Genomic DNA, 24,083 nt, shown 5'->3' with positions numbered 1-24,083 from the left:
AGCGCCGGCCGTGACGAGCAGCGTCTGGCCGAGCGGGTGAGTGTGCCAGTCGGTGCGCGCACCCGGTTCGAAGGTGACCGAAAGGGCGCGAACCCGGGCCGGCTCCGGCGCCTCGACGATCGGATCGAGCCGGACGGTGCCGGTGAAATATTGTGGCGGTGCCTTCGAAGGCTGCGATCCGCTGCGCTTGATGTCCATGGTTCGATCCTCGCTGAACGACTGGTTTCGCTTCATATAGGTCAGAACAGGCGCGGCGCGACCTCCAAAAATTCTTGACTTCGGTTTTTGCACGGTTATGCCTTTCGGTCGAAGAGCGTCGGCCTTTGAGGTTCAGTTTGCCTAAGTAATCCCCGGTCTCGACAGGTTCACCCTCCCATGCGTGGAAGAGCGATGACGCTTGCTCGCGTGGGAACACTGTTCATCGGGGTGGCGGCTTGAGACCGGTTTGGCATTGATCGTGCCAGTGCGGCCTCGTGCTGCCCTGAACCGTCCGACTAAGACCTCCGACGCTTGCTCCCCACAGTCCGGACCTTCGCCACACCGTGCGCGCCCCAAGAGGGCTTCTGAGTGCCGTTTCCCGCATGAACTTCCTGACCGGAAGATCAAGACGGCATGTGCGACATCCTCCATCTCGAATGGACTGCAACCCCTAAAACTCCACCCCGGCCAATCCTTGCCTGTAGCGGCTGCGGGCTATCGAGGCCGTTCCGCTCCAGCGGCCGCATCCGCCTCAACGCCAACGGCAAAAGGCTCGATGCCTGGCTCATCTACAGATGCATCGCCTGCGACGGCACCTGGAACCGGCCGATCTTCGAGCGGCAGACCATCCGGGCGATCGATCCCGCCATGCTCGACGCGATGCAGGCGAGCACGCCGGACTTCGTGGCCCGCATCGAATTCGACGTTCAGGCGCTGAAGGCCAGGGCCGGGCGCATCGAGGAAAGCGACGACATCGAGACGCGCAAGGCGGTGCTGCGTCACAATGCGGATTGGCGGCGGATCACAATCACGCTCGCCCTACCCTACCCGACCGGCCTGCGGCTCGACCGGCTGCTTTCGGCGGAACTTCAGCTTTCGCGCAGCCGGCTGCAGGCGCTTTTCGACAGGCAGGAGATCCGGATCGGGCCGGAGCGAAAGGACGCGCTGAAACGCGGTATCCGCGACGGCACCCAAATCACGCTCGACCTGCGCGACGAGGCCGAGCGAATGGCGGTGGGCAAGGCGGCGATGGGCGGCTGATCAGCGATAACCGGTGGCGTCGGCCGGTTTGCCGGGCTCCTGCACCTCTTTCATGTAGCGCCAGCAATCCGGTCGCGAGCCGTCGACATCGTTGAACTCGTAGACCCTGGCAAGGCCGCCGCTCGACAGCGACTGGCCGTTCCAGCGTGCCCGGTCCGGATCGGCGGCAAGCGCTGCCACCGCCCGACCGATGAAGCGCGGCGTTTCGGAAATGCAGAAATGCGGCTGGGCGATAAGCGAATCCCGCCAGTTCTCCTCGCTCACCTGGTAGATATCCAGCATCATCTCGGAGCGCATCCAGCCGGGCGTGATCGACACGGAGGTGCTGCCGAGCTTCTCGAGATCCTTGCCATGCGCCCAGGCCATGCGCGTCACCGCGGTCTTGGCGAGGTCGTAGAAGGGCGAGAGCCGATAGTGTTCGGCATTGTATTCCGCCGTGCCGTCGGTGACCTCGACCAGCAGACCACCCGGCTTCTCGATCATCAGCTTCAGTGCATGATGGGCGGTGATCAGGTGGGTGTCGATCGCCAGCCGCAGCATGCGCAGGCCCTTTTCGAGGTCGTGCTCCCAGACCGGCTTGTCCCATTCGAACAGATGTTCGCCGCCCCAGATGTCGTTGACGAGGATATCCAGCCGGCCCTGCTCCCGGCGGATGCGCTCGACGAGCGCTGCGACATCCTCCGAGACGAGGTGATCGAGCGGCACCGCGATGCCCGTGCCGCCGGCTAGCGTCACCAGTTCGGCGGTATCCTCGATCGTCTCCGGCCGCCGGTATTCCGACTGCTTCTGCCGCGTCGTCCGGCCGGTGACATAAACGGTGGCGCCGGCAACCCCGAGCTCGACCGCGATACCCCGCCCGGCACCCCGCGTGGCCCCCGCTACCAGCGCGATTTTCCCCTCCAGCGGCTTTTTGTACACGTGCGACATAACTGCTCCTTCCCTTCCGGTTCCGTATGGTTAGAACTGGCTCTCCATATAGAGGTAATATATAAACGTTTATTCGTTTATAATTCGAGAGGCAAGATGGCGCGACCAAAAACCATGCCGGACAGCGAGGTGCTGACGGCGGCGCTGAAGGTGATGCACGAAAAAGGCCCGGAGGCGCTGACTTTCGCCTCGCTCGCCACGGCCTGCGGCCTTTCCGGCTCGACGCTGGTGCAGCGTTTCAGGAACAAGGAAGAACTTGCCCGCGCCGCGCTGCTGTTTGCCTGGGACGACCTCGACGCCAAGACCCACGCGGCGATCGCCGCCGCACCGAAGACGCCTCAAGGTGCCGTGGACATTCTCGTTACGCTTTCGGGAGACTATGGCGGCGTCGAGGCTTACGCCGAGGGCCTGCTGATGCTGCGCGAGGATTTTCGCGATCCGCAACTGCGCGCCCGGGGTTCCGCCTGGGGCGCGGTCCTGTCCACCGCAATCGCCGCCTGTTTCGCCGCCACCCCCGGCACGCCGGACAATATCGGCGTGCTGATGGCGTCGCAGTGGCAGGGCTGTCTTCTCTGGTGGGGGTTCGATCCAGCAGGGCCGATCGACGCGCATGTGCGCCGGAGCCTGGGAGCGTTTGTCGCAGCGGTGCTGCCCGGACAATAGAAAAGGCCCGGGATCCCGTCAGCCCCTGACCGTGACAAGCGCCAGTTGACAATTTTCGAAAATTTGCCCTCCTTGTCGTGTCTCAATCTCAACAGGAAAGAGACAGCAATGCGCAAATCCTTCTACGTCACCCAAAGCATCTACTCGGAACCTGGGCCGTATCGCGAAACATTGATGCGCGGCGGCGTCGAGCCGAACTCAATTGCCCGGTGGATTAGCTCATTCATGCAGCATCCTCGCGGGGCCGAATCCGAAGAACGAGGTTTCACACCCGAACAGGCCGCCGATCTTGAGCTTCGTTCCGTGGCCGAGATTCTGTCAATCGTTGTAGAGCGCAATTTGCTCGAAGGCGATGCCGCACGGCCTAAGGTTGGCGGCGTATGCCGGGATTTCGCTATACTGGCGGTTAGTAGATTTCGCGAACTCGGCACCCCGGCTCGCCTCCGTGTCGGGTTTTCCGACTATCTGGTGCCTGGTCATTGGGAAGATCATTGGCTTTGCGAATGGCATGACGGCGGGCGCTGGAAACGGCTCGATTTGGAGTTTGCAGCTATCGGGGGAGTTTCCTTCGACACCTTAGACGTGCCGCGCGCCCACTTTCTAACAGCGGGCGAGGCATGGTTTCGGATCAAAGACGAACCGGAGATTGCCTCCCGTTTTGGCGTGTCGAGCCTCGGCCTCGGCGGGGAATGGTTTGTCGCGGGAAGCCTGCTTCGGGAAGTCGCAGCCCTGCGTAAACTGGAACTGAAACCGTGGGATTACTGGGGTCTATCAAAGGACCTCTCCCCCGTTTCAACCGAGTTGTCGTACCAGGCGAGGACGACGCTAGACCAACTCGCTTCACGGCTCAGGACCGTCGCTATCGATGGGGAGGACGAGCCGGAAGCTTTAGCGGACTGGCCTTTACCAGAGGAGGTTATCAGCTTCCCGCAAGGTGAGGCTGTAGCTGTCGTGCTGCGTAATTCCTGACTTCTGCGGCAAAAACGAGCCGCTGATTTTCAGGAAATTCCTGTCGCGAAAGTCAGAGTTTCGCGACAGGACATATTCCACATTTAAGTCAGGGGCTGGCGGGACCCCGGGCCTTTCGTCAACCTTCCAGCTCAGGCGATCTTGCCGCTGCGCCGCGGGTGAAGAATGGCAGCCAGCCGGCGGTAGGCGATCGACAGAATTTCCGTCTTCAGCGACACGATCGCGACACCGGCAAGCACGATAGCCGTGGCGATGATCTCTCTCAGGCTGACGGGTTCGCCCAGCAGGACAAAACCGAGGATAATCGTCCAGGGCGGCAGGAAATAACCGTTCATCGAACCGATGGTCGGACCCGCCTTCTTGAGGATGTTCATGTAGAGAACGATCGGCAGGGCCGTTCCGAACACGCCGAGGACGAGAAGCAACGGCAGGTTGTCGAGCGCCGGAGCGAAGGCCGAAAGACCGCCGAGATAGATCATCACCGCGAAGGTCGGCAGGCCGGAGAACAGCTGCTGTCCCAGCGCCAGCCGGACCGGCTGGGCACCGGGAATACCGCGCACATAAAGATTGCCGAGCGCATAGCTGACCGCGACGACGGCCACGGCGCCGACGCCGCGAAGGCTGACATTGTCGGCACCGAGCGCCGCCGGACCGATCAGCAGGACCATGCCGCCGAAGCCGGTCGCAAGCCCGAGCGCCACTTTCGGCGTCAGCCGCTCGCTTGCAAACAGCGCCTGCGCCAGAACCGCGACGACGAGCGGCGTGGAGGCCTGGATCATCGATGTCAGGCCCGCCGAGATTTCCGTCAGTGCATAGGCCGTCAGGCTGTTCGGCACGACGCCCTGCAGGAAACCGAGGACGACCCAGTCGCGCATTTCCCGTCCGCGCGGGACAATGTTGTGGCCGGAGACGATCATCCAGATGGCGATCAGGCTGCCGCCCATCAGCCCCCTCACCGCCGTCAGGGCGAGCGGAGAGAGCGCGGTGCCGGCCAGCTTCAGGAGAATGAAAGCGCCTCCCCACAGGAAGGAACAGGCAAGCATCTGCACGATCAGCGGAATTTCAAAGGACTTCCTTGCGGCGATCGAAGGCATGGTCGGCTCCTCACTATTTATCTTCATGTGAAGATATTTGCTCCCGATTTATCTTCATGTCAAGATAGTTTTGTCGAGACGGAGAATCGGAATGGCGCAGACACGAAAAACGCAGGATCACATCGACCGGGCGCGGGCCCAGTGGGCCAAACAATTGCCGGATCTCGACACGGGCCCGATGGAAATTCTCGGCCGCGCCTACCGCCTGTCGCGGCTGGTCACGCCGTCGATCGAGGCGACATTCGCGTCGTTTCAGCTGGACCGCGGGGAATTCGACGTGATCGGGACGCTGCTGCGCTCCGGGCCGCCCCATCGGCTGACGCCGACGGAACTCTACCGGTCGCTGATGATCGCCTCCGGCAGCCTCACCCACCGGCTGGGCCGGCTGGAAAAGGCCGGACTGATCAAACGCGTTCCGTCCAACAGCGACGGCCGCAGCCTTTCCGTACAGTTGACCGACGAGGGCATCGGCAGGGCGGAGGCCGCATTCCGCCAGGATATGGCGAGCGAGGCGAAAGCGATCGCAGGCTTCGATCCGGAAAAGAAGGCGCAGCTTGCAGACCTGCTGCGGGAACTGAACCTCGCCGTCGAAGCCCATCTTTCCCGACAGGGACCGCCAGAACCCACGGAGGATTGACGAAAGGCGGGATCACGCGGAGACGAGCTTCCTCCGTGCCGGCAAGGTCATGGCGGCAACACCTGCGACGACGCAGACGAGGCCCGCCCATGCGCCCGGATGCAGGCTTTCGCCGAGGAAAACGACGCCGATCGCCACCCCGATAGGCACACGCAGATAGGCCTGCGAGGTCGCGCCGACCGAGCCGAGCGTCTGCATCAGCCTGAAATAGATGACGAAGGCGAGCGCCGTCGAAAACACCGAGAGCGTCACCAGCGCCAGGATCGAGTCCAGCGAGGGCTCAAGCGTCCAGGGCTTGTCTACGATCAGGCTTGCAGGGACCAGCAGCGCGGCGCCGCAGACGAGCGAGCCAGCCGCCGGCATGATCGGGTCGAGGCCCTTGAAGTTCTTGCCAAAGATCGCCGCGCCGGCATAACACACGGTCGCCAGCACGATCGCCAGCTGCGGCACCAGTCTCTCGCCGAGCCCCGACAGCGCTTCGACGCCGATCACCATGCAGATGCCGACCAGCCCCGCGCCGACGCCGAACAGTTTCCGCACCGTCACCGGCTCATGGCGGGTGATCAATGCCGTGATCAGGAAGGCGAAGATCGGCGTGGTGGAATTGAGGATCGCGGCAAGCCCGGCATCGGTTGATTGTTCCGCCCAGGCAATCAGCGTGAAGGGAATGGCGCTGTTCAGGCAAGCCTGGAACAGGAAGCGCGCCCATGTCGCTCCATCGCGCGGCAGCTTCAGGCCGCGCCAGCGGATCACGCCGAGCAGCACGGTTCCGGCAATCAGCGTCCGCAGTGCGATCAGCGTGACCGGCGGGATGGTCCCGACGCCGATCTTGATGAACGTATAGGAGGCGCCCCAGAGCGTCGAGAGCGCCAGAAGCAGCGCCAGTTCCCTGGTCATATTCGGTGTGTTCGGCATGATTTCGCTGGCCCGTTCGCATTTTCGATGCGGGTGTTCTAGGTCAAGACGGCGAGCGGATGCTTCGGTGCCGATCGAACTGTTTCGACGCTGCGCTGCCCGGTCGGCTGCACTTGCGGGCGCGCGCCGCCTGTTGCAATGATGCGGGTTCATTCAAGGAACACGATATGCCCTCGACCGAGCTGTTTCTCGCCTTCCTCGCCACAACGGCGGTGTTCGCTTATATTCCCGGGCCGGCCATGCTCTATGCCGCTGCCCAGACGCTGGCGCGCGGGCGGTGGTCGGGCCTGATGGCCTCGCTCGGCATCCATATCGGCGGTTACGCGCATGTGTTCACCGCCGCCGCGGGGCTTTCGGTGCTCTTTCATGCCGTTCCGATCCTGTACATGGTGGTGAAGCTCGGCGGGGCGGCCTATCTCGTCTGGCTCGGCATCTCGCTGTTCCGCGCCAAGGCGGCGGGCGATGCGGAACTTCCGGAGATCGCGGAGAAATCCGGCCGGCGGGCGTTTTTCGAAAGCATCACGGTGGAAGTGCTGAACCCGAAGACGGCGATCTTCTTCCTCGCCTTCCTGCCGCAGTTCATCGACGCCTCGGCCGCCTTCCCCATCTGGCTGCAGTTCGTGATCCTCGGGACGATCGTCAACCTGATGTTCTCGTCTGCCGATATCGTCTGCGTCTTCCTGGCCGGCGCTGTCATCACCCGGCTGAAGCGCTCGAGCGGAGCGCAAAGGCTGATGCAGCGGGCCGGAGGCGCGCTGCTTGTCGGGCTCGGCGCACATCTGGCGCTGCAGCGGAGCTAGTCAGTCCATTTCCGACCGGCCGTTCTTGGCGCGTTCTTCCGACAACTTCCGATATTTGGCTTCGAAATAGGCGAGAACTTCTTCAGCCGGCTTACCCCGACCTGCCTCAGCATCGGCAATGCCGCGAGCAAGCGCGGCGTCCAGCGCTGCCAAACGCTTCGCTCTCTCTTCCGGTGACTCGGAACGGTCGAGCCAGGCTTCTAACGGATCGTCATCATCCATGGGCTGATCTCCCGATGCCAAAACTACCATAGAGAGCAACGCCGCACCATCTCACCCCGTGACCTTCAGCTCCATGCAGGTCAGATCCAGCCAGCGGCCGAACTTGGTGCCGACCTCGGAGAACGTGCCGGCGGTGCGGAAGCCCAACTTCTCGTGCAGGCCGATCGAGGCGGTGTTTCCGGCCTCGATGCAGGCGACCATGACGTGGATGCCGTTCTCGGAGGCGCGGGCGATCAGCTCTTGCATCAGCAGCCGGCCGATGCCGGCGCCACGGAAATCGCGGTGGACGTAGACGGAATGCTCGACCGTGTGGCGGAACCCGTCGAAGGCGCGCCAGTCGCCGTAAGAAGCGTAACCGGCGACCTTGCCGCCGACATCCGCCACGAGCACCGGAAAGCCGCGCGCCTTGCGGGCGGCGAACCATTCCTTGCGGTTCTGGAGGTCGACGAGGACCTCGTTCCAGATCGCCGTCGTGTTGGCGACCGCGTCGTTGTAGATCTCCATGACGGTCTGGAGATCGGCTTCGGCGGCGTCGCGGACAAGTGGTTCAGTCATCATATTTAGTCCATCATGATACTCGTTTGTCTACTATATCAGACGATGGAATGACGAGTCCAGATTGGCTGGCCTACTCCTTTGATAACTTCATTGGAATTGATGAGGGAGGGGCGAGCCTGAAGCTAATCGGTTGCCCACAACAAACCGTACCTCGGATCAAAAACCGCCGGAGAGGCTGAAGCAGGTCATGACTGCGCCATAGTGAACGGCGGCGGCGGCGACGACGAAGCCGTGCCAGATGGCGTTCTGGAACCGCAGCCGTTCCCAGACGTGGAAGATCACGCCAAGCGAATAGATGAAGCCGCCGATGACGATCAGCCAGACGGTGACGGCCGGCAGATATTGCGAGATCGGCCCCGCCACCATCACGCCGCTCCAGCCCATGGCGAGATAGAGCAGGATCGTCAGCTTGTCGAAACGGCCGGGAAACAGGCATTTCAGCGTGATACCGAAGATCGCGGTCGCCCAGATCGCCAGAAGCATGGCGAATATCCAGGGGTCGTGCGCGCCGCGTTGCAGGAAAGGCGTATAGGTCGCCGCGATCAGGATGAAGATCGCCGAATGGTCGAGCCGCCGCAGCACCCATTTGGTGCGCGAGCGAGGCCAGATATTGTAGGTGAACGAGATCGACAGGCAGATGATCAAACCAAGGCCGTAGATCCAGGCGGCGGCGATTTCGCCATGGCTCGACCAGACGGTCGCGTAGAAGATCAGCGCGGTGGCGCCGACCAGCGCGAACACGATACCGACGCCGTGGATGATGCCATCCGCGACGATCTCGTGAAAATCGTATTTCCGCCCGAAATTGAAAAACTCGTTCATCCGACCTTCCGCCTGCCTCGATCTTAAGAATGAGCATGACCGCGGCGGAAGGCAAGAGAGGGAGGATTCACATTCCGTTTCCCGCGTTAAACTTCCTCCGACACCTCGGCGGCGCAGGCCTGGCAAAGGGGCGTGTGCGGCACGGCATCCAGTCGCTGCTCGGCGATCGGCTGGCCGCATCTGGCGCAGATGCCGAACGTGCCGGCGGCGATGCGGTGAAGTGCCGCATCGATTGCCGCAAGCTCCCGTTCGCCGGTTTCGCCGAGTTCTTCCAGCACCTCGTCATTGTTGCGTTCGACGGCGCGGTCGTCGTCATCAGGATCGCGGGGCGTGACGAAATCCTGTTCGATGCGGCTCAGGCGGCCTTCGAGCTCCGCCTTCCTCGCCCTTAGAACGCTGCCATATCTTGACGTATCCATGGATCCGTTCCTTCTCAGCGGTCGACGAGGACCGAGCATGTGGCGTGGCGCACGACGCGGTCGGCCGTGGCACCGATCAGGTAGTTCGACAGGTCGGGGATATGCGAGGCGACGATGATCAGGTCTGCGCCCTGCTCTTCCGAAGCGGCCAGGATTTCGCGCGCCGGCGCGCCCTGGCGGATTTCGATATCGGCCTCGATGCCGGCTTTTTCGCGAAGCTCGACGAGCAGCCGTTCGGCATCCTGACGGGCCGCAACTGTCAGATCGACGGTCAGCTCGGAGACAAGATAAGCGGGCATATCCTCGACCACGTTGACGATCAGGATCATGCCGCCCGTGTCGAGCAGGTTCGTTGCCGTGCGCAGAATGCGCTCGCCCTTTTCCAGAGCGGAAACATCCACCGCAACGACGATCTTCTTGTACATGCGATCTCCTTCATGTTTTTCGCCCATTGTAGCTTCATACGGTCCAAACCGCCTTGACCGAGGTCAAACCCGCTCATTGTCCATAATTTGGAGACGATCCATCGCCAGTTTACGCTCTATCGTGAACGATGGGCATGGGCCATATAGGTTGCAACGGGGCGTTCACCCGCCCGATGTCAGATGAGGATTTCGATATGTCCGATGTCACGCAGCCCTTTGCCCTGACCCGTCCCGCCCATGTCCGCGGCGCGCATCTGGTCGTCAGCGACCTGGCCCTGGTTTCCGGTTTCTACCAGAACATTATCGGCCTGAAGGTCATCGAAAAGAGCCCGAGCGGCGAAGTGCTGGGCGTCGGCGGCCAACCGCTCCTGACGCTTTCGACCGGCAAAAACGTCGCCCGTGCGCCGCGCAACGCCGCCGGCCTGTTCCACACCGCTTTCCTGGTGCCGAACCGGCAGGAGCTTGCCCACTGGCTGGCACATTCCGCCGACAACAATGTCCGACTGGAGGGCGCTTCCGACCACCTTGTCAGCGAGGCGATCTATCTGTCCGACCCCGAGGGCAACGGTATAGAGATCTACCGCGATCGAACCCCGCAGGAATGGACCTATCAGCCGGACGGTACGATCGCCATGGCGACCGAACGCCTGAACCTGCAGGAACTTTACAACAGCGCTCCGAAGCAGGCCTTCGACGGCATGGCCGATGGCACCGCCGTTGGTCACATCCATCTGCAGGTCGGCGATATTCCGCAGGCCGACGCCTTCTATCGCGACGTGCTGGGCCTGAAGGTGATGGCGCGGTATCCGGGCGCCAGCTTCTTTGCAACCGGCGACTACCACCACCATATCGCCGCCAATATCTGGAACAGCCGCGGCGCAAAGGCGCGCGAAAACAACATGACCGGGCTTTCGGATTACACGGTTCGGTTCAACGACAAGGCGGCGCTCGACAGGGCGCTTGCGGCGCTCGATGCCCAGGAGATCGCCGCGACCAAAACCGCCGAAGGCTGGTCGCTGAAGGACCCGTGGGGCATCGGCCTGACGCTCGCCGCCTGAGCGCCGTCACCCGTTTTGCCGACAAGCGGCGCTCCGGAACCGGAGCGCCGCTTTCGCGTTGAGAGCGATCACGGGGACCTCTGGACACGAAAAACATGAGTGCGCGCGGCAATGGCAAGCTGAAGAAACACCTGACGGAGATGCCGGCCCAGCGCAAGGAGGCGCTGCTGCACCCGGAAGAGATCGACGTGGTGGAGAACCTGCCGCTGGGGCGCGAGGCGCTCGACGTGGCGATGGCCTGGGCGGTGATCGGCATTTTCGCGATCGTGTTCTTCTCGCTTGTCCATTACATGTCGCTGATCTTGATCCCCGTCACGCTCGCTGTCGTCGTCGGCCTGATCCTGGGTCTTGTCGCGGATCGCCTCGGCAAGGCCGGCGTGCCCCGTTTCGGCATTGCCTTCATCCTCTCGACGCTGGTCTTCGCGGCCCTGTTCCTGATCATCAATTCGCTTGCCGAACCGGTCGCAAAGCTGATCCAAGAAGGTCCGAATTTCATCGAGCGGACCATCAACCGCATCAAGCCGTTCCTCGAAAGCCAGCATTGGATCAACGTCTCGCCTGCGACATTCGAGACCGGGCCGATGTCGATGCAGTCGCTGATCGAGAATTCCGGCAATATTCTCGGCATCGTCACCGCCAACCTGACGCCGGCGATCGTCCAGGGAATGATCTTCTTTGCGGCCCTGCTGCTCTTCCTCTACGGCCGGCTGCGGCTGCGGCGCACGATCATTCTTGCCTTTCCGACACGCCGGCAGCGGCTGATGGCGATCCGGGTGCTCAATTCGATCGACGAGGTGCTCGGTTATTATTTCGCGACCGCCAGCCTCCTCTATCTGGGGCTCGGGGTGGTGATGGCGCTGATCGCCTATTTCGGCGGGCTTTCGATGCCGGTGCTGTGGGGCCTGTTCGCCTTCGTCTCAAGCTTCATCCCGTTCATCGGCATCACGCTGATGACTGTTTCGGTGGCGATCGCCGGCATTCTCACCCATGACGCTTTCTTCCTCGGCCTGATCCCGGCAGCAATCTTCTTCACCGTCCACCTGGCGATGGAGAACCTGCTCTTCCCGGCGATCATGGGCCGGCAGTGGGAAATCAACCCTTTCATCGTCTTCATCGCCATCCTGTTCTGGACCTGGATGTGGGGTGCGGTCGGGGCGATGCTCGCCCTGCCGCTTTCCCTGATCATGATGACGGTGCTGAACGAGCTTTTCCCCGACCGGAAGACGGTGCCGCACCTGCCGGGATGATGTCACTCGTAGAGGTAATACTTTTCCCACTCTTCGCGCGGAACTTTCGAACCGATCTTGTAGTCGAAGGACATCACTTCCAGACCCTTGTCGCCGGTCTCGCACTTGTATTTGAGCCGATACCAGTCGCCGGCACTGCGGAAGACAGCACCCGGCGCCCGGATGGCGTTGCCATCTTCGACCGGCTGGGAAAAGGTATAGGCGATCACCTTATCCGGTTTGAACTCGCCCTTGTTGTCCTTTTTGATGCGATCCATCGCCTCGATATCGCAGCGCTGTTCGCGCCGTTCATCCGGGGCGAGCGCATCGAGCTGCCGGACGATATGGGCATCGAGAGCATGCGCCGGCAGGGCGGAAAGAAGAGCCAATGCTGCGACTGACCAGGGTTTTATCATGTCATTTCCTATCCAATATGACTCGGACGGCCGGAAACTATGAGACGGTCACGCAATTGACCACCTACCAGAACGGGAAATAGGATGATGTGATCGGGTGGAGGTATTGAGGGGGAAAGGTGAGCAGGCGTCTGGAACGAATGCGTGCCAATCCGCGAGCGGACTGGCGGATTGAAGAGGTCGTGACAGTCTGCGGGGAGTTTGGCATTTCCTGTGCAGCGCCGCGGTCGGGAAGCTCACACTACAAGGTCAGCCACCCGATGATGCGAGAAATCCTGACCGTGCCTTTCAAACGACCCATCAAGCCAGTATATATTCGGAGGCTTGTGCAATTCATCGATGCGGTAAGGGCTTTCTCATGAGTCCACTACGATATCCAGTGCTTGTCTCCCCGCTCTCCATGGAGGATGGCGGCGGTTTCCTGGCGACCGTACCTGACCTTCCCGGCTGCATGAGCGATGGCGAGACGCCACAGGAAGCCATTTCCCACGTACAAGACGCCATCGAAAGCTGGATCGAGGCAGCGCGGGACATGGGGCGGGATATCCCCGAGCCTTCATTGCAGGCCGCCCTCGGCTAAGCATTCCAGAAGCAACCCGCTTGCCTCGCGCCCAAGCGCCCCCTATCTCTGGCACTCCTCGCCTCACAATCGGAGTGCTTCCTTGGCCACCTCCCGCATATCGCCCTTCGCCGATCTTCCTGCCGCTCCCGTTGCGCCCAAGAAGCCGGTTTCCGATACCCGCCACGGCATTACCCGCACCGACGACTATGCCTGGTTCCGCGCCGACAACTGGCAGGCGATGTTCAAGGATCCGTCGCTCCTCGACCCGGAAATCCGCAAACATCTGGAGGCCGAAAACGCCTATATGGAAGCGGCCATGGGCGACACGGCCGAGCTGCAGAAAAAGCTGTTTGCCGAGATGCGCGGCCGCATCAAGGAAGACGACAGCTCCGTGCCGATGAAGGACGGGCCGTTCGCCTATGGCACGTTGTTCGTCACCGGCGGCGAGCAGCCGCGTTATTTCCGCACCCCGCGCGACGGCGGCGAAAAACACCTCCTGCTCGATGGCGACAAGGAAGCCGTGGGCAAGGATTATTTCCGGCTTTCCGGCATCGACCACACGAGCGACCATTCCCACGGCATCTGGGGTTATGACGACAAAGGGTCGGAATATTTCACGCTGCGCATCCGCGATCTTGCCACGGGCGAAGACCTTGCCGACGTGGTCGAAAATACCGGCGGCGGCGGGGTCTGGGCGCCTGACGGCAAAAGCTTCTTCTATACGCTGCAGGACGAGAACCACCGCCCCTCGAAAGTCTTCCACCACATCGTCGGCCAACCGCAATCGGAAGACCGGCTGGTCTACGAGGAGGAGGATCCGGGTTTCTTCATGGGCGTCGGCGGTTCGCTGCTCGACGACTTCATCTATATCGACATCCACGACCACGAGACGTCGGAATACCGGCTGCTCTCGACCGCAGACCTGACGGCCGAGCCGATGCTGGTCGCAGAGCGTGAGGAAGGCATCGAATATTCGATGACCGAGGGCGGCGACGTCTTCTACATCCTCACTAATGAGGGCGACGCCAAGGATTTCAAGATCTGCCAAACGCCGGTTACCGCGCCGGGCAAAGAGAACTGGACCGAGGTCGTGCCGCACGAGCCCGGCCGGCTGATCATCAGCCACATGGCGTTCGCCCGTTATCTTCTGTGGCTGCAGCGTAAGGACGGGCTGCCGCAGATCATCATCCGCGACCGGACGACCGGCGAGGAACATGCGATCGCCTTTGCGGAAGAGGCCTATTCGCTCGGCCTGCAGGGTGCCGCCGAATACGACAGCGACGTCATCCGCTTTTCCTATTCATCGATGACGACGCCGAGCCAGCTTTACGACTACGACATGACCACCCGCAAGCGGGTTCTCCTGAAGACCCAGGAAGTGCCGTCGGGCCATAATCCCGACGACTACGTCACCCGTCGGGTGATGGCGCCGGCGCGTGACGGCGAACTGGTGCCGGTCTCGCTGCTCTACCGGAAAGATACGCCGCTCGACGGTTCGGCGCCCTGCCTGCTTTATGGGTACGGCGCCTACGGCATCACCATTCCGGCCGGATTCTCGACCAACAACCTGTCGCTCGCCGATCGCGGCTTCGTTTATGCCATTGCCCATATTCGCGGCGGCAAGGACAAGGGTTTTGCCTGGTACGAGACCGGCAAGATGGAGCACAAGCAGAACACGTTCAAAGACTTCATCGCCGCTGCTGATTATCTGAATCAAGAGAAGTTCACGTCCTACGCGAACATCATTGCCGAAGGCGGATCGGCCGGCGGCATGCTGATGGGCGGCATCGCCAACATGGCGCCGGAAAAATTCGCCGGCATCATCGCCGCCGTTCCCTTCGTCGATGTGCTCAACACAATGCTCGACGATACGCTGCCGCTCACCCCGCCGGAATGGCCGGAATGGGGCAACCCGATCGACAGCCTCGAAGAATACCAGTGGATCGCCGCCTACTCGCCTTACGACAATGTCGAGGCGAAACCCTATCCGCCGATCCTCGCCATTTCCGGCCTGACCGACCCGCGCGTCACCTACTGGGAGCCGACCAAATGGGTCGCCAAGGTCCGCGAGTTCTCGACCGGAACCGCGCCGATCCTTTTGAAGACCAACATGGCGGCCGGCCATGGCGGCAAGTCGGGTCGCTTCCAGCGGCTGGAGGAGATAGCGTTCGAATATGCGTTTGCGATCAAGGTGGCGGGGAAGATGTGAGGGGATGTTTTGCCGTGTGGCACCCCCCTCTGCCCTGCCGGGCATCTCCCCCTCAAGGGGGGAGATCGGCTGGGCGCACTCGGCCTCCCCAAACAAGAAACGCTACCGCCCGGCGTGAGGTTTAATCGGCGGGAGGAGCAAGCCGCTTGTAATCTCCCCCCTTGAGGGGGAGATGGCCGGCAGGCCAGAGGGGGGTGGCGGGCGATGCCTTTCAATGCATGTCCGGCTACGCCGGACCATAATTCAGGTTGCCCTTCGGGAGGGGAAGACATGACCGTCTACGTAGCCCTGCTTCGCGCCGTAAACGTCGCCGGCACCGCACTGCAGATGACCGAACTGAAATCCCTCTGCGAAAATCTCGGCTTCGCCGACGTCAAGACCTATATCCAGAGCGGCAATGTGCTGTTCCGGTCAGATGAGGCGGAGGCAAAGGTGGCCGACAAGCTCGACGAGGCGCTGGGTCGGAAGTTCGGCAGGAAGCCGGGCGTGATGGTGCGCTCCACCGGAGAGCTGGAGGCGATCGTCGAAAACGCGCCCTTCCCGGATGCCAAGCCGAATTTCCTGCTGGTGCATTTCCTCGCTGAAAGGGCCGCCAAGGATGCACTCGACAAGATGGTCGCGCCGGACGGCGAAGAGGCGGTCGTCGCCGGGCGCGAGATTTATGTCCATTATCCGATCGGCTCGGGCAAATCGAAGCTGAAGCTGCCGGCGCTGAAACCAGGTACGTCGCGCAATCTCAACACCGTGCGCAAGCTCGCCGAAATGGCCCGCGTCATGGAAGGCTGAACGTCCGATGGCAGGCATCGTCATTCCGATCGTCTGCCATGCTGTCATCTTTCACGTCCCGGGCGTGGCTCGGATTTCGCCCGCCAGAGCGGCTTTACCTTGAGCGGCTAGGGACCCGCAGAGCGATATCCGACAGGTTTATCAGCAACCAGAACGGATGCGGAACGCGCCGAACAGCCGTTCATTGTCATTTTTTTGTCAAGCCCCTGCCGTCAAACCAAAACATCAGACGCAAGCCTCGCGCAAGCTTCGTGCGTTAACTATTTGTTAACCATTCTGAACACGGGCGTTTCGCCATGAAGATCGATAGCGGCCTCAACGGCTATTATTATCCCAACCGGGCACAAGAGATGGACCGGAAAGTCGAAGAAGCGCCCCAGCGCGAGACTGTCGCCGCCCAGCGTTCTCCGAATGCCCTGACGGGAAGCAGCACGCTGCTGTCGCCTTCGCTTGCCAACGCGCTCTGGGTCATGGAAATCGACGATGCGGGTTCCGCAAACGTCGACATGCAGGTGCGGGCCGCCCAGCAGGACTGGGTCGAAGGCCGTTACCAGGAATTCGCCGAGTTCTAAAATGCTCTTCTACGCTGCTTGAGCCGGCGTGACCTCCACCGTCACATGCGACAAATCCCGGATGCTCCGGAGCTTATCCTTGTAGAAGGACGGCGCCCGGGGATTTGGCGTGACCAGCGCGACGATTGCCGCATGGTGCCCCGGCCCTACCTGCCAGACATGCAGGTCGGAAATCCTGTCCTCCTCCGTCTCGACGCTCCGGCGGATCTTGCCTGCCAGTTCCGCGTCATCCGGCTGCGCGTCCAGCAATATCGTCGCGGTCACCCGGATCAGCCCCAAGGACCAGCGGGCGATCACCAGTCCGCCAACCACGCCCATGACCGGATCCAGCCAGGACCAGCCGTAAGACCGGCCGAGAGCGAGCGCGACGATCGCCAGCACCGAGGTCAGCGCATCGGCAAGAACATGCAGGTAGGCGGCGCGCAGATTGTGATCCTTGGCAGCCCCGTGCGCATGGGCGCCATGATGACCGTGGTGTCCGTGATGGCCGCCATGATGATGACCGCCGTCATGGGCGTGGCCGCCGTCATGGGGATGATGATCCTCCCGCAGCAGCCAGGCGCTGAGCAGGTTGACCGCCAGCCCGGCTACGGCCACGAAGATCGCCTGGTCGAAATCGATCGCAACCGGATTGGCGAGGCGGGCAAAACTCTCCCAGGCGATCAACAGCGCGATCAGGGCGAGCACGATGGCACTGGCGAAACCGGCGAGATCGCCAAGCTTGCCGGTGCCGAACGTGTAGCGCGGATTGCGGGCCTGGCGGCGGGCATAGAGATAGGCGAGCGCCGCAATCAGCATGGCGCCGGCATGAGTGGACATGTGCCAGCCGTCGGCTGTCAGCGCCATCGAACCGAAGACCGAGCCGGCGACGATTTCCGCCACCATCATCGTCGCGGTCAGTGCGATCACCAGCCAGACCTTGCGCTCGTTGCGCTCGTGGTCGGCGCCCAGAAACACGTGCTCGTGCTCCAGCTCCTCGATGGATTGGGCCATGTTTCTCTCCTTCATCTCAATCAGCGGATATAGGTGCGCAGCGCCTCGGCAAGCTCGACTACCGCCTGCGCCCGCTGTTTTTCGTTGTCGGCATGCAGCACATGCTCATGGAGATGGTCCTCCATCACCTCGCCGGTAAGGCCGGCAAGCGCGCCGCGGATCGAGGCGAGCAGCTGGAGCACCTCGCCGCAAGGCGCTTCGGCCTCGAGCGCCCGCTCGACCGCCTCCATCTGCCCCTTCAACCGGCGCACCCGCGCCAGAAGCTTTGCCTGTTCCCGAATGGTGTGCGCCACGAATGTCTCCAAGTAATATAGGGGGGTACCCTATATCCCCATGCGCGGCCGACACAAGCCCAATCCGAAAGCTCCGTGCAGGTTTCGGGACCTAAGCCGCTAGTAGTCTCACACAAGGAGAGTCGCGATGACGACAATTGGCAGCACCAACCCATATTACGCATCTCTTTATGGCATCCTTGGCAAGAACAGCGGCGACAAGAATGCTTCGGGCGGCAGCGCCAATGACTACGCGGCGCCGCAGCAGTCCGTATCGGGCGGCATGACCGGCAGCGACACGGTGTTCGGCGCGAAACTGGCCGACAGCCTCTGGACGATGGAAAGCCAGGGTGTCGACATCGACCAGAACCCAGGCGATACCTGGCTTGGCGAAGCGCCCTCGACGAAAGACGAGGACGAATTCCTGGGTCTCGCCAAGAAGACCTTCGCCGAGCGCATCCGCGAACAGTATCTCAAGGACAAGGATCTCACCGAACACGATCTCAAGATCATGTCGGCGAAAGACCGCGAGGCGGTCGAGGCGGATATTCGCAAGGCGATCCTCGAAGCCATGGGCGTCAACGGCCAGAAACAGGAAGCGACGATGGACATGGGCGGCAATCCAGCGGCCCTGGCACAGGGCAACGCACAGAAACAACAACAGCAGCAGCAGAACGGCGCCGAGGACGATCCGCTGCTCTCCATGTAAAGCTTTCGACCGAGCGCGGCCATGCTTGCCTAGCGATCGTGGCCGCGACCCGCTTGCCTTCATGCCGATGACTGACTAGATAATTCCTCTAGTGACTAGAGCTACAAGAGGAATTTTCAGCCATGCTGTCGATCGGCGACCTGTCGAAACGCACCGGCGTCAAGGTGCCGACCATCCGTTATTACGAGCAGATGGGCCTTATCGAAGCGGCGGAACGTTCGGAGGGCAACCAGCGACGGTATGAGCGAAACGACCTCGAACGGCTCGCCTTCATCCGACACGCCCGCGACCTCGGGCTCGACATCCCGGCGATCCGCGAACTGATCGCGCTCAGCCAGCACCCCGACCTCCCTTGCGTCAACGCCGACAGGATCGCCGCCGATCATCTGGTCGCCGTGCGCGAAAAGATCGAGAAGCTCAAGAAGCTGGAGCACGAACTCGAACGGATCATCTCGCACTGCGACGGCCATTCGATCGAGGACTGTTATGTGATCCGGGCGCTATCCGACCACGGGCTGTGCGAGGGGGAGCATTGACGGGCGGCGACGGCTTGCCTTAAGCGGCAGCCTCGATGTCGAATTCCAAATGGATACGATCATAGGGGAAGACGATCCCCCCACCCTCGGCTTTATCGATCACGCCACTGACCAGCAACATGTCCACGTCGCTGTGCACACCCTTGAAATCCCGGTCGACCCTGCGGGCCACCTCTCGAATGCTCAAAGGCCCCTGGCCCGTCATAGCCTGCACGATTTCGAGCCGTTTCGGCGCCAGAACACGATGAAGCATCTCCCAGGACGGAAAGGATAATACACTCATTGCGGGCCTGCGCTCACCGACTTTGGACGCCTTGACGGCTTCAGAAACCGATGCCATGGACTGTTCGAGTGTCTCGATCTTCACCTTAAGCGTTGTCACGCAGCCATCCTCTCACGTCGGCAGTAAAATCGGCCAGAAGCTGGTCGATATCCTTGAAAAAATAGGCTGTTTCCAGCGTACCTAAATGCCTGTGATCGCCTTTTCCGGCTTCATTGTCATATCGCAACACGCACTCGCCTCCGGCCACCAGCGCCATGCTGTACTTGAATTCATGAGCGCTTCCGCGTAGCGAAGCCGGCACCTGCCAGATCACGACTTCAACGAACACGCCTTCCCGCAGATAGCTACGCGTCCTCTGAACCAATGTCGCTTTCGCCATTCGAGGCCTCGTGATGCCTGATGTAATATACTCCATCACGAGCAATCGGCAAGCAGGAAGGCGCCTATCGGAACCGCGCATTGGACGGGCGGGGTGGAGACGCAACGGGAAGGAATGCAGATGACCGAACAGATGCCAACCACGCCGCCCACCCTCTTCCCCGCCCTCGCCCCATACCAGACCGGCTTCCTCGACAGGCCTGATGGCAACCGGATCTTCTTTGCCCTTTCCGGCAATCCGGCCGGCAAGCCGGTCGTCCGAGTTGGTGATGATCGAGAATGCCGGCCATTCTACCGCCGATCAGGGCATGGCGGAGGCGATCGTGGCGGCCGCCAGCCGTTTCGCGGATGGCGCTTGACAAGATTTGAGATCGGGAGCATCTAGACGCCATGATCAACACGCGCACGACCACCGCCTGCTCGTATTTTTGGGCCTTCCTTTAAAGGGCGGCTCGACAGATCACCATGTCAACAAGCCGCCGTCAGGCGGCTTTGTTGTTTCAAACGGCACCTGACGGCAAGAAGACCGAAAAAGGATGCCGGAAATGACGGAAGATACCGATATCACCCTGCCCCGCCCGCCGGTCGTGACGATCCGCAACGCGAAATCGCGCGACCTGCCGGAACTCAACGAAATGATCGCGCTGCTTGCCGCGCATCACAACGACCCCGCCGCCATCACCCCCGAAAAACTCGAGCGTGACCTGTTCGGCGCCATGCCCTGGATCAGCGCGCTTGTTGCCGATACCGGCTCGGATCTGATCGGCTACGCCATCCTCGTGCCGCTCTACCGGGCGCAAGAAGGCACCCGCGGCATGGACCTGCACCATCTCTTCGTGCGCGACGGCCATCGCGGCCACGGCATCGGCCAGCATCTCGTGTCACGCGCCCGCGAAATCGCCAAAAATGCCGGCTGCGACTATCTTTCGGTCAGCGCCGCCACCGGCAATTTCGCCGCCCACCGCTTCTACGAACAGATGGATTTCAAGCCGCGCCCGGTCACCGGCATGCGCTACACTCAGGCGCTGGCGTGAAATCTGCGGCCGAGGCCTATCCGGCGGCCTTGGCCAGGATTTCGCCTGCCCATTCGTTGAGGCTTTTTCCAGCCAGCTCCGCTGCTTTTGCGGCACGGGCGTGAACGTCGGGGTCGATGCGAAACATCACCCGGCCGGAATAGGGCTTGTGCGGAGATTTTCCAAGTCGTTCACAGGTTTCCAGATAATCGTCGACCGCCTCGTGGAAGGCGGTCTTGAGATCGACGACGGAATCGGCGTGAAAGCCGACGACATCGGCAATGCCGGCGATGTGCCCGACAAAAATCTCGTCTTCGGCATCGAATTCGATGCGGGCCGAGTATCCCCTATATTCCAAGACATTCATGGCTCTATTCCTAACTGAGACAGAAAAAGCCGCGCATCCTTGATCTGATATCGCTTCGCTTCCTTATCCGGGTGGGGTCGATGGAAAAACACGACCAATCCGTCTTTTTCAAAACGAACTCGCGATCCGCTGCCCTCGAGCAGATGGCATCCAACCGCGATCAAAAGATTTTCGACGTCGCTCCAATCGATGGACGGCGACACCGGATCCTGAAATATGGCGACAAGCGTCTTGCGCTGCTTGCTGTTCATGCTAGCACTTTAATGCATGCTAGCAGATTTTGCAAGCAATCCACCTACCTCGCCGGCACCGCCTTCAGGTAGGCCGCGATCGCTTCCAGATCGCTTTTTGGCAGATGAGCGATGTTCTGCTGTACCTCGACCATCGAGCCGCCGACGGTGTCGAAATCGGGGGTGAAACCGGTTTCGAGATAACCGGCGATGTCGCTCTCGCTCCAGGAGCCGATATCCTTCGAGCCCGGCGTGATGTTGGGAATGGTTCCCTTGCCTTCCGGGTTCGGGCCGCCGGCAAGCCAGCGGTCGGGGAGAAAACCGCCCGTCGCGTCGCGCGGCGTATGACATTCGCCGCAATGGCCAGGCCCTTCGACCAGGAACTGGCCGCGCTTGACCTTGTCATCGAGCGACGCGAGCTCAACCCGCGGCTGGTCGTTGAAATAGAGCAATTTCCAGCCGCCGACCGCCAGGCGGATATTGTAGGGGAACGGCAGCTCGTGCGGCGGGGCGACATTGGGGCTCGCCGGCAGGGTCTTCAGGTACCCGAAGAGATCGTTGACATCCTTGGCCGAAAGCCTCGAATAGGAACCGTAGGGGAAAGACGGAAAAAGGTGTTCGCCGTCAGGCCCAACGCCGCGGGTGGTGGCATTGCCGAACTGCGCCAGCGTCCAGTTGCCGATGCCGGCATTCGGGTCGGGCGAGATATTGGGAATATGGAACGTGCCGAACGGGCTCGGCAGCGCCCTGCCCCCGGAGAGAACCTTGAGTGCATCGCCGGTGGCGCCGGTCGCGGCATGACAGCTCGCGCAGCCGCCGGCCCAGAAAAGCTGCTCCCCCTTGGCAAGATCGGGGGCGCCGAGACCCGCCCAATGGGAATCCGGATAGGGATCGGGCTTGGTCGGCGCCCAGGCCATGGCTGTGCCGGCGGCGATCACCACGACGCCAGCCGCCAGGATTTTGGACCATATCGATGCCATTGCCTTCATCCTCTGGCGTTACTTTGCAATGCAAGGACGGCCGCAGAAAACTGCGGCCGTCCCGATGCTAAGGGCCGCGATCACTTCAGGCGAAAATTCTGATGGCAGGTGTTGCAGGTGCCGCCGAGCGTCTGCAGGGCCTTGCCGACAGCGGCCTGATCTGCCGGCATGGACGCCAGAACAGCCTCCGCATCGGAGCCGAGCTTCTGTGCGTTCCCACGGAATTCGGCGTTCTTTTCCCAGATGGCCGGTGCCGCCTTGGTCTTGTCGCCCGTCTCGGAACCTGCCGGGAACTGATCGGGGAAAGCCTTGATATTGGTGCTGATCGTGGTCAGCGCCGTGCGGACCGCTGCCTGGTCATAGGGTTTTTCGCCCTTGGCGATGCCACCCAGAGCGCCGGCTGCGCCGCCAATACCCTTCATCAGCGCCTGGCGCTTGGCAATTGGGGTTTCCTGCGCGGTCACAGCCGTAAATCCAAGACAGAGTACGGCCGCGGCGGCGGCAATCAGTTTAAACTTCATCCATTCTTCTCCTCATTGAGCCGGTCACGCCGGCGCAGTTTTGCGAGGATCATGATTGCCGGCTTATGCGTTTGAAAAAAGTAACGTTCCTGTCATGACGCCGCGAGCGGCCCGCCTGTTGCCCGTCGGGCACGGAATATGAAGGAACTGTGTCTGTTGCCCGGACGGCCGTCGCCTGCCCTTCAGGCCATCACCCCTTCCCAGAGCGTCAGCATGGACACGGCAAGCAGCAGCAGGCCGGCGATCCGTCCCACCCAGATCGTCGCATTGCCGTTGCCGACCAGGAATTTTCGCGCGTGGCCGGCGGCGGCGGCGAGACCGCCATAGATCGCGAACTGGGTCGTGGCTGTCATCGCCGCCATGATTGTCGCCTGTGGGGCAAGCGGGCCGAAATCCGGCCGCAAGAACTGCGGATAGACGGCGAGCATGAACAGATAGGCCTTGGGATTGATGAGGCAGGTGACCGCGCCGCGCCGGAACGCTTCCCAGTTCGACCGCGTGTCCGCCGGGCCGACATGATCGACGGTGATCGAACTGCGGATCAGGCTCACTCCGATCCAGGCCATGTAGAGCGCGCCGACGATCAAAAGCGGCTTGAACAGGACCGGCATCAGGCTTGCGAGCAGGCCGACGCCGACCGCGCCATAAAGCGAGTGCACCAGCCCGCCGGCGATGATGCCGGCGGTGGCAGCCATGCCCGCGGTGCGTCCGCGGGTCAGCGAATTGGCGAGCACGAAGATCATGTCCATGCCCGGCACGACGATGATGCCGAACAGAAGCGTAAAAAAGAGCCAGAGGTTTTCGGTGTAAGTCATGTCAGTTTCCAGAGCCTTGGATCATCGGCTTCGAATGCCGAAGCCTTGTTTTTCAATCGGATATGCGCTCCTATACGGCAGCTCAACTGACAGCGTGTTGTCAGTAGCGATCGTCTGCCCACAAGGAAACCCGACATGCGCAAGGCCTCGCGCCTGTTCGAGATCATCCAGATCCTCCGGCTTGCCAGAAAGCCGGTGACGGCGGCGGAGATCGCCGTTCAGCTGGAAGTCACCGTGCGCTCGATCTACCGGGATATCGCGGCGCTTCAGGCGATGCGGGTGCCGATCGAAGGCGGGCGCGGCATCGGTTATATCCTGCGCCCCGGTTTCACGCTGCCGCCGCTGATGCTGTCGATCGAGGAGACGGAGGCGATCGTGCTGGCGCTCGCGCTGCTGGAACGGACCGGCGACACGGAACTGCGGCAGGCGGCCAAGCAGGTGAACCGCAAGATCGCCGCCGTAGTGCC

The 24,083-nt window shown here is 61.8% G+C and carries 33 protein-coding genes and 1 pseudogene; 15 read left to right on the top strand and 19 right to left on the bottom strand.

The window, feature by feature from the left end; translation table 11 throughout:
• Positions 1-198 (bottom strand): annotated as a pseudogene (locus tag MOV61_RS17530) (cupin domain-containing protein); the annotation flags it as partial.
• Between the two features lie 414 nt (positions 199-612).
• Here MOV61_RS17530 and MOV61_RS17525 point away from each other — a divergent pair.
• Positions 613-1,239: a DUF1062 domain-containing protein gene (locus tag MOV61_RS17525; protein WP_247137496.1), complete on the top strand. Its 627-nt coding sequence runs from the start codon at positions 613-615 to the stop codon at positions 1,237-1,239.
• On the opposite strand, the gene MOV61_RS17520 is transcribed toward MOV61_RS17525, so the two are convergent.
• The gene (locus MOV61_RS17520; RefSeq protein ID WP_247137495.1) at positions 1,240-2,166 is read right to left on the bottom strand and encodes an SDR family oxidoreductase; all 927 of its coding nucleotides are present in this window, start codon (positions 2,164-2,166) and stop codon (positions 1,240-1,242) included. It lies immediately after the preceding gene.
• 96 nt (positions 2,167-2,262) lie between these two features.
• Here MOV61_RS17520 and MOV61_RS17515 point away from each other — a divergent pair, with 96 nt between their 5' ends.
• Both MOV61_RS17515 and MOV61_RS17510 read left to right on the top strand, forming a co-directional pair.
• Positions 2,263-2,829 (top strand): TetR/AcrR family transcriptional regulator, encoded by a 567-nt coding sequence (locus tag MOV61_RS17515; protein ID WP_247137494.1) that lies wholly within the window; start codon positions 2,263-2,265, stop codon positions 2,827-2,829.
• Between the two features lie 108 nt (positions 2,830-2,937).
• Positions 2,938-3,798 (top strand): transglutaminase-like domain-containing protein, encoded by an 861-nt coding sequence (locus MOV61_RS17510; RefSeq protein ID WP_247137493.1) that lies wholly within the window; start codon positions 2,938-2,940, stop codon positions 3,796-3,798.
• A 131-nt stretch (positions 3,799-3,929) separates the two neighbouring features.
• Here MOV61_RS17510 and MOV61_RS17505 read toward each other — a convergent pair whose 3' ends face one another.
• Positions 3,930-4,892 carry a DMT family transporter gene (locus tag MOV61_RS17505; RefSeq protein ID WP_247137492.1) on the bottom strand — a complete coding sequence of 321 codons (963 nt, stop codon included), beginning with the start codon at positions 4,890-4,892 and terminating at the stop codon, positions 3,930-3,932.
• A gap of 91 nt (positions 4,893-4,983) precedes the next feature.
• On the opposite strand from MOV61_RS17505, the gene MOV61_RS17500 reads away from it, so the two are divergent.
• Entirely contained in the window at positions 4,984-5,529 is a 546-nt protein-coding gene (locus MOV61_RS17500; protein WP_247137491.1) for a MarR family winged helix-turn-helix transcriptional regulator, read from the top strand.
• A gap of 12 nt (positions 5,530-5,541) precedes the next feature.
• Here MOV61_RS17500 and MOV61_RS17495 read toward each other — a convergent pair whose 3' ends face one another.
• Positions 5,542-6,444: a DMT family transporter gene (locus MOV61_RS17495; RefSeq protein ID WP_247137490.1), complete on the bottom strand. Its 903-nt coding sequence runs from the start codon at positions 6,442-6,444 to the stop codon at positions 5,542-5,544.
• 167 nt (positions 6,445-6,611) lie between these two features.
• Between MOV61_RS17495 and MOV61_RS17490 the strand changes: the two genes are divergently transcribed.
• Complete coding sequence (locus tag MOV61_RS17490; RefSeq protein WP_038541079.1) at positions 6,612-7,244, top strand: LysE family translocator; 633 nt, start codon at positions 6,612-6,614, stop codon at positions 7,242-7,244.
• Here the strand turns inward: MOV61_RS17490 and MOV61_RS17485 are convergent, their stop codons facing one another.
• The 5 genes from MOV61_RS17485 to MOV61_RS17465 form a co-directional block, all read right to left on the bottom strand.
• Entirely contained in the window at positions 7,245-7,466 is a 222-nt protein-coding gene (locus MOV61_RS17485; RefSeq protein ID WP_247137489.1) for a hypothetical protein, read from the bottom strand.
• Between the two features lie 51 nt (positions 7,467-7,517).
• Positions 7,518-8,021, bottom strand: a complete 504-nt coding sequence (locus MOV61_RS17480) for a GNAT family N-acetyltransferase (RefSeq protein ID WP_247137498.1) — start codon at positions 8,019-8,021, stop codon at positions 7,518-7,520.
• Between the two features lie 159 nt (positions 8,022-8,180).
• On the bottom strand, positions 8,181-8,846 hold the full coding sequence (locus MOV61_RS17475) for a PAQR family membrane homeostasis protein TrhA (protein ID WP_046631404.1): 666 nt from the start codon (positions 8,844-8,846) through the stop codon (positions 8,181-8,183).
• Between the two features lie 86 nt (positions 8,847-8,932).
• Complete coding sequence (locus tag MOV61_RS17470; protein ID WP_247137488.1) at positions 8,933-9,265, bottom strand: TraR/DksA family transcriptional regulator; 333 nt, start codon at positions 9,263-9,265, stop codon at positions 8,933-8,935.
• A gap of 14 nt (positions 9,266-9,279) precedes the next feature.
• Complete coding sequence (locus tag MOV61_RS17465; RefSeq protein ID WP_038541064.1) at positions 9,280-9,690, bottom strand: universal stress protein; 411 nt, start codon at positions 9,688-9,690, stop codon at positions 9,280-9,282.
• Positions 9,691-9,884: 194 nt separating this feature from the next.
• Here MOV61_RS17465 and MOV61_RS17460 point away from each other — a divergent pair, with 194 nt between their 5' ends.
• Together MOV61_RS17460 and MOV61_RS17455 are read left to right on the top strand one after the other, a co-directional pair.
• Positions 9,885-10,748 carry a VOC family protein gene (locus MOV61_RS17460; RefSeq protein ID WP_247137487.1) on the top strand — a complete coding sequence of 288 codons (864 nt, stop codon included), beginning with the start codon at positions 9,885-9,887 and terminating at the stop codon, positions 10,746-10,748.
• Between the two features lie 140 nt (positions 10,749-10,888).
• Positions 10,889-11,995 carry an AI-2E family transporter gene (locus MOV61_RS17455; protein ID WP_408962396.1) on the top strand — a complete coding sequence of 369 codons (1,107 nt, stop codon included), beginning with the start codon at positions 10,889-10,891 and terminating at the stop codon, positions 11,993-11,995.
• 2 nt (positions 11,996-11,997) lie between these two features.
• On the opposite strand, the gene MOV61_RS17450 is transcribed toward MOV61_RS17455, so the two are convergent.
• The gene (locus MOV61_RS17450) at positions 11,998-12,390 is read right to left on the bottom strand and encodes a DUF930 domain-containing protein (protein ID WP_247137485.1); all 393 of its coding nucleotides are present in this window, start codon (positions 12,388-12,390) and stop codon (positions 11,998-12,000) included.
• Positions 12,391-12,748: 358 nt separating this feature from the next.
• Between MOV61_RS17450 and MOV61_RS17445 the strand changes: the two genes are divergently transcribed.
• From MOV61_RS17445 to MOV61_RS17430, 4 genes are all read left to right on the top strand, one after another.
• A complete protein-coding gene (locus tag MOV61_RS17445) occupies positions 12,749-12,970 on the top strand; it encodes a type II toxin-antitoxin system HicB family antitoxin (RefSeq protein ID WP_247137484.1) in 222 nt (73 codons plus the stop codon).
• Between the two features lie 97 nt (positions 12,971-13,067).
• Complete coding sequence (locus MOV61_RS17440) at positions 13,068-15,161, top strand: S9 family peptidase (RefSeq protein WP_247137497.1); 2,094 nt, start codon at positions 13,068-13,070, stop codon at positions 15,159-15,161.
• A gap of 270 nt (positions 15,162-15,431) precedes the next feature.
• Positions 15,432-15,947: a DUF1697 domain-containing protein gene (locus MOV61_RS17435; protein ID WP_247137483.1), complete on the top strand. Its 516-nt coding sequence runs from the start codon at positions 15,432-15,434 to the stop codon at positions 15,945-15,947.
• Positions 15,948-16,243: 296 nt separating this feature from the next.
• Positions 16,244-16,519 carry a hypothetical protein gene (locus tag MOV61_RS17430; RefSeq protein ID WP_038541043.1) on the top strand — a complete coding sequence of 92 codons (276 nt, stop codon included), beginning with the start codon at positions 16,244-16,246 and terminating at the stop codon, positions 16,517-16,519.
• Positions 16,520-16,528: 9 nt separating this feature from the next.
• Here the strand turns inward: MOV61_RS17430 and dmeF are convergent, their stop codons facing one another.
• Both dmeF and dmeR read right to left on the bottom strand, forming a co-directional pair.
• Entirely contained in the window at positions 16,529-17,512 is a 984-nt protein-coding gene (dmeF, locus tag MOV61_RS17425; RefSeq protein ID WP_247137482.1) for a CDF family Co(II)/Ni(II) efflux transporter DmeF, read from the bottom strand.
• Positions 17,513-17,532: 20 nt separating this feature from the next.
• On the bottom strand, positions 17,533-17,805 hold the full coding sequence (dmeR, locus tag MOV61_RS17420) for a Ni(II)/Co(II)-sensing transcriptional repressor DmeR (RefSeq protein WP_247137481.1): 273 nt from the start codon (positions 17,803-17,805) through the stop codon (positions 17,533-17,535).
• A gap of 127 nt (positions 17,806-17,932) precedes the next feature.
• Here dmeR and MOV61_RS17415 point away from each other — a divergent pair, with 127 nt between their 5' ends.
• Positions 17,933-18,493 (top strand): hypothetical protein, encoded by a 561-nt coding sequence (locus tag MOV61_RS17415; protein WP_247137480.1) that lies wholly within the window; start codon positions 17,933-17,935, stop codon positions 18,491-18,493.
• Between the two features lie 122 nt (positions 18,494-18,615).
• Positions 18,616-19,029 (top strand): helix-turn-helix domain-containing protein, encoded by a 414-nt coding sequence (locus MOV61_RS17410; RefSeq protein ID WP_038541031.1) that lies wholly within the window; start codon positions 18,616-18,618, stop codon positions 19,027-19,029.
• A gap of 19 nt (positions 19,030-19,048) precedes the next feature.
• Here the strand turns inward: MOV61_RS17410 and MOV61_RS17405 are convergent, their stop codons facing one another.
• On the bottom strand, positions 19,049-19,411 hold the full coding sequence (locus MOV61_RS17405; protein WP_247137479.1) for a transcriptional regulator: 363 nt from the start codon (positions 19,409-19,411) through the stop codon (positions 19,049-19,051).
• A complete protein-coding gene (locus tag MOV61_RS17400) occupies positions 19,398-19,691 on the bottom strand; it encodes a DUF6516 family protein (RefSeq protein WP_247137478.1) in 294 nt (97 codons plus the stop codon). The genes MOV61_RS17405 and MOV61_RS17400 overlap by 14 nt, the downstream gene beginning before the upstream one ends.
• A gap of 544 nt (positions 19,692-20,235) precedes the next feature.
• Here MOV61_RS17400 and MOV61_RS17395 point away from each other — a divergent pair.
• Entirely contained in the window at positions 20,236-20,724 is a 489-nt protein-coding gene (locus tag MOV61_RS17395; RefSeq protein ID WP_405029375.1) for a GNAT family N-acetyltransferase, read from the top strand.
• A gap of 16 nt (positions 20,725-20,740) precedes the next feature.
• On the opposite strand, the gene MOV61_RS17390 is transcribed toward MOV61_RS17395, so the two are convergent.
• The 5 genes from MOV61_RS17390 to MOV61_RS17370 form a co-directional block, all read right to left on the bottom strand.
• A complete protein-coding gene (locus MOV61_RS17390) occupies positions 20,741-21,070 on the bottom strand; it encodes a type II toxin-antitoxin system HicB family antitoxin (protein WP_247137477.1) in 330 nt (109 codons plus the stop codon).
• Positions 21,067-21,321, bottom strand: coding sequence for a type II toxin-antitoxin system HicA family toxin (locus tag MOV61_RS17385; protein WP_038541017.1), 255 nt, complete (start codon positions 21,319-21,321; stop codon positions 21,067-21,069). Before MOV61_RS17385 ends, MOV61_RS17390 begins: the two co-directional genes overlap by 4 nt.
• A gap of 44 nt (positions 21,322-21,365) precedes the next feature.
• On the bottom strand, positions 21,366-22,280 hold the full coding sequence (locus MOV61_RS17380) for a cytochrome c (RefSeq protein ID WP_247137476.1): 915 nt from the start codon (positions 22,278-22,280) through the stop codon (positions 21,366-21,368).
• An 80-nt stretch (positions 22,281-22,360) separates the two neighbouring features.
• Positions 22,361-22,801, bottom strand: coding sequence for a cytochrome c (locus MOV61_RS17375; protein WP_247037755.1), 441 nt, complete (start codon positions 22,799-22,801; stop codon positions 22,361-22,363).
• A 182-nt stretch (positions 22,802-22,983) separates the two neighbouring features.
• Positions 22,984-23,616: a LysE family translocator gene (locus MOV61_RS17370; RefSeq protein WP_247137475.1), complete on the bottom strand. Its 633-nt coding sequence runs from the start codon at positions 23,614-23,616 to the stop codon at positions 22,984-22,986.
• Positions 23,617-23,751: 135 nt separating this feature from the next.
• On the opposite strand from MOV61_RS17370, the gene MOV61_RS17365 reads away from it, so the two are divergent.
• Positions 23,752-24,083 (top strand): YafY family protein (locus MOV61_RS17365; RefSeq protein ID WP_247137474.1); only part of this gene is annotated, 332 nt, incomplete at its 3' end.

It is taken from the genome of Neorhizobium sp. BETTINA12A, assembly GCF_023006485.1.
Classification (GTDB): domain Bacteria; phylum Pseudomonadota; class Alphaproteobacteria; order Rhizobiales; family Rhizobiaceae; genus Neorhizobium.
This window is presented reverse-complemented; position numbering and strand designations above follow the sequence as displayed.